Raw genomic sequence first — 4,373 nt, forward strand, 5'->3', positions numbered from 1 at the left:
CACGAAGATCTTTCCATCTCCGACATGTCCGGTATACAGGGCTTTCTTTGCCGTCTCGATCACCGTCCGTACAGGAACCTTGCTTACCACTGTCTCAACCTGCATCTTGGGAAGCAAGGTGGGAGAGACTGGCACCCCACGGTAGTACTCCTTCTGACCTTTCTGCATTCCACATCCCATTACCTGGGTCAGCGTCATTCCCATTACCCCGATATCATTCAAGGCTTCCTTGAGCGTATTGAACTTGCTCTGACGGCTGACAATGACCACCTTGTACATCTCTGCATCACGTGAAGGGGTAGAAGCAGGTGGGACTTTGTTTACCACAGGGACTGCCTCATCGATGGATGCGGTGGGTTTGAACCCAGCTACAACCGGCATGAAGTCAGCATAGCTGGATGCAAGGCCATGTTCCTCGAGGTCCAAGCCTGCAATCTCCTCTTCCTTGCTGACACGCAGTCCTACTGTTTTCTTGATAAGGAAGAAAACCAATCCCATGGTCAGGGAGACCCATAGCATTACAGAGAGAACACCAATGCTCTGGATACCCAGCAGGCCAAGGCCTCCACCATAGAAGAGTCCACCATCGAGCGCGAACAACCCTGTAAGTATAGTGCCCAGCGCACCACAGACCCCATGTACTGAGATGGCTCCAACTGGATCATCAATGTGCACCACTTTCTCAAAGAATTCGACAGAGAACACAACCACGATGCCGCTGATGATTCCAATGAGCGCAGCACCTACAGGAGAGACTGCATCACAACCTGCGGTAATGCCAACCAAACCTGCGAGGGCTCCATTGAGTGTCATGGATACATCCGGCTTCTTGTACCGAACCCAGGTCAGGACCATGGTAGCAGTAGCTGCAAAAGCTGCAGCGAGGTTCGTAGTTACCATGATGGTAGATGTAGAGACAATTGCCTCATCACCGGTAAGAGAGAGGGAGGAACCACCATTGAAGCCGAACCAACAGAACCAGAGAATGAACACCCCGAGTGCTCCAAGGGTCAAGCTATGCCCTGGGATTGCCTTTGCATTACCCTTCTCATCATACTTGTCAATCCTTGCACCGATGATCTTTGCTCCCCAGAATGCTGCAACCCCACCAACCATATGCACAGCGGTAGAACCTGCAAAATCGTGGAATCCCAGGGTTGACAGCCAGCCACCTCCCCAGATCCAGTGTCCGCTGATCGGGTAGATCACTGCACTGATCACAATTGAATACAGGCAATAGGAGGAAAACTTGGTCCGCTCTGCCATCGCTCCACTTACAATGGTGGCCGCCGTTGCACAGAATACTGTCTGGAATATCAGGAATGCAGAAGTGGGGATGTTTGAGTCGTATGAGCCACGGACAAACAGATCGAGGGACCCTATGAAGGGGTTGCTTCCCCCGAACATCAATGAGAAACCCAGAATCCAGAACACCGCACTTCCCAGACTGAAGTCCATCAGGTTCTTCATGATGATGTTTCCTGCATTCTTCGCCCTGGTGAAACCAGTCTCAACCATGGCAAATCCAGCCTGCATGAAAAACACCAATACAGAGCCCAACAACACCCACAAGGTGTCTACCGATACGAACATACGCTACCCCCTAAAAATGCCGAAAGGGTGCACGATGGAAATCCACCGTACACCCTTGTACGCCTGCCCAACGGACAGCAGAACGAAGAAAGGGCGATGCGGATTACTCCACATCGCCCTTGACGTTTGACCCTTTATAGCGAATTATCCCTAAGACTGTCAAGCACTTCTAGAGGGAAAGATTCAGGCAGGTTAGTTTCGGGTGGACAAAAACCCCGTCCTTCCTGACCAGCTCACCATCGAAGTACATCTCTCCACCACCATACTCACCTCTCTGGATCTGTACCAAATCCCAGTGGACAGCAGACTTGTTCCCGTTGTCACAATCTTCATAGGCATTACCCGGGGTGAAGTGGATTGATCCATAGATTTTCTCGTCAAAGAGGATATTATCCATGGGGTTCATGATGCCTGGATTGCATCCGAGGGCAAACTCCCCGATATAACGAGCCCCTTCATCGATGTCAAGGATTTCATTGATCAGGGCATCATCATCACTGTGTGCCTCAACAATCTTCCCATCCTTGAAGGTAAAACGCACATCCTTGAACTGATGCCCGTGATAGGTGCTTGCTGTGTTGTAGGCAATGGTTCCATTCACTGAATCCTTGACTGGGCATGAGTAAATCTCCCCATCCGGGATATTCATCTCCCCTGCACAGGGTATCCAACCCATTCCCTTCACAGAGAACTTCAAGTCGGTTCCTGGTGCTTTGATATGCACCTGGTCAACGGTATCCAAGAAGGTTTTTGCTTCCGCCATCGCTTTTGCCATTGCCTCATAATCGACTTCAGTACACACCTTGTAGAAGAAATCCTCGAACTCCCTTGTTCCCATGCCACCCTGCATTGCCATGATTTCGGTCGGATAGCGGAGCACCACCCACTTCGTGTAGGGAAGACGGGTCTTCATATGAACAGGGATATTGTAGTACGTACTTGCCAGATTTGACTGGGCAGGTATGGTTGCAAGCTCTCGGACATTGGCAATACCCCTGATACCGATGAACGCATCCATCTGCTTCATCCGATAGGTATCGACCTCAGCCCAGGCCTCCAAGGACTCCTTGCTCGCATTCTCCACCATTGCGCGTTCAATTCTCTGGTTCCAGATGTTGACCACAGGATATCCACCTGCATCATAGACCGCCTTGATCAAGGCCTCAGTCATGCTTGTGGGTACATCCACTGCATTGATCAAGCAGGATTCTCCCTTCTGTAGTTTTACTGAATACTCCACCAGAAGCTTTGCAAGCTTCTCTTCTCTAGGATCTGCCATTCTATGACTCCTTCATTATCAAATTCTTATTTCCATTGGTTGGGCTGTTGCCGGGTGGGGAAATTCCACCGCCACGGCCTTGAGAGCCAAATGATCTGCCTCTGCCCCTTTGTATACCGTATCGCCATCGATTGGCCACCCACTCCAAGCCAGATGGGCCCTGACCTGGTGACGAAAACCCGAGCTCAGCCGACACGTAAACTTCTGGGAATCGCCCTCAGTCCCACTATACCATACCTTGGTGAGATACCATGTACCGGTTGTCTTGTCGAGTAGATGACGGGGACTATCAGCGAGTACAGGGCGAACTTCCTTCCTATTCTCTCCATACCGCCTGAAGAGGCTTCCGATGGAGATTTCCCTGCCTTTATACATGAAGGGATCTTCATAGGGATAGGGGGGAAAACCAGCTCGCGTGGTGTCTTGGTATACATGGGAAAGCGCATGATACTCCTTGAAGAAGAGATCTGCTTTCTGGATAGCCTGCAGGGAAGCATAGGCTTCTTTTGTGCGTGCAATGACAACCAAGCCACTGGTCGCGGTATCCAAGCGGTGCAAAACACCACCCTCCCAAGTATTGATGCCCCCGACATCCAATACCTCCGGAAAAGACAAAGACACCAAGCCAAGCAATGTTAGCTTGTCCTTGGGGTCTGTCTTCAACGGTACGGTGGGCAGGTTTGCCTGTTTGTTCACCACCAGAATATCGTGGTCCTCATAGACAAGTTCCAATTGCATAGTATCATTCATACCTCTTCAATATAGCAAATATCCAGAGGTTCGGCACCTGAAAAACCGAAAAGAGAGAAAACGAGTTGCTTTGCACTGGAAGAAAGCTGTTGTATACTCTGCCTATGCAAGAGATACCTATCAATACCTATAATTCGCCAAACGTCATCCTGGAGTTGATCTACAAACTGAAGATCAAGGATGTCATGACGACGGACCTGGTCACCGCTACCAAGGATACACCACTACGCGAAATACAGTACATCATGAGGGAAAGGCAGGTCACCGGACTACCGATCGTACTCGGTAAGCGTCTTATCGGTATTGTCAGTATGGATGACATCATCCAGGCACTCGATAAGGGATATATCGATGAGAAAGCCCAGGACCATATGACACGCAACCTCATCGTCCTTGAGGATGATATGCCGATCTCTTTTGCGATCAGCTACTTTGACCGCTTCAGTTACCATCGATTCCCCGTCTTGAACAAACATAAGGAACTGGTGGGTATGATCACCAGCCGGGATATCACCAGCACCCTGTTGGTGGAGATCAACAGGGAGATTGAGGATCTTGAGAAGAGGACCCGTACCACCGGCCTCAGCGAGGAGATGAGTGGGGAAATACACACCTACTCCATTCTCAAGCACGACTTTGAGAATGCAGGGTATGCCAGTACCGAGATAAAGAAACGACTCAAGAGTGCAGGGATTGCCCCTCATGTAATCCGTCGCGCTGCCATCGCAAGCTATGAGCTTGAGATGAATCT

4 protein-coding genes are annotated in these 4,373 nt (G+C 50.2%); 1 reads left to right on the forward strand and 3 read right to left on the reverse strand.

The genetic code is table 11. The annotated features are described in order from the left end of the window. The 3 genes from JF818_RS14225 to JF818_RS14235 form a co-directional block, all read right to left on the reverse strand. The coding region (locus JF818_RS14225; protein WP_198892637.1) for an ammonium transporter at window positions 1-1,593 on the reverse strand (1,593 nt) is incomplete at its 3' end. Window positions 1,594-1,762: 169 nt separating this feature from the next. Continuing rightward, complete coding sequence (locus tag JF818_RS14230; protein ID WP_198892638.1) at window positions 1,763-2,872, reverse strand: aminopeptidase; 1,110 nt, start codon at window positions 2,870-2,872, stop codon at window positions 1,763-1,765. An 18-nt stretch (window positions 2,873-2,890) separates the two neighbouring features. Then, window positions 2,891-3,622, reverse strand: coding sequence for a pseudouridine synthase (locus tag JF818_RS14235; protein ID WP_198892639.1), 732 nt, complete (start codon window positions 3,620-3,622; stop codon window positions 2,891-2,893). Window positions 3,623-3,726: 104 nt separating this feature from the next. On the opposite strand from JF818_RS14235, the gene JF818_RS14240 reads away from it, so the two are divergent. Then, window positions 3,727-4,373: CBS domain-containing protein (locus JF818_RS14240; RefSeq protein ID WP_198892640.1), on the forward strand; the 647-nt coding region annotated here is incomplete at its 3' end.

It is taken from the genome of Sphaerochaeta sp. S2 (assembly GCF_016406725.1).
Taxonomy (GTDB): Bacteria; Spirochaetota; Spirochaetia; order Sphaerochaetales; family Sphaerochaetaceae; genus Sphaerochaeta.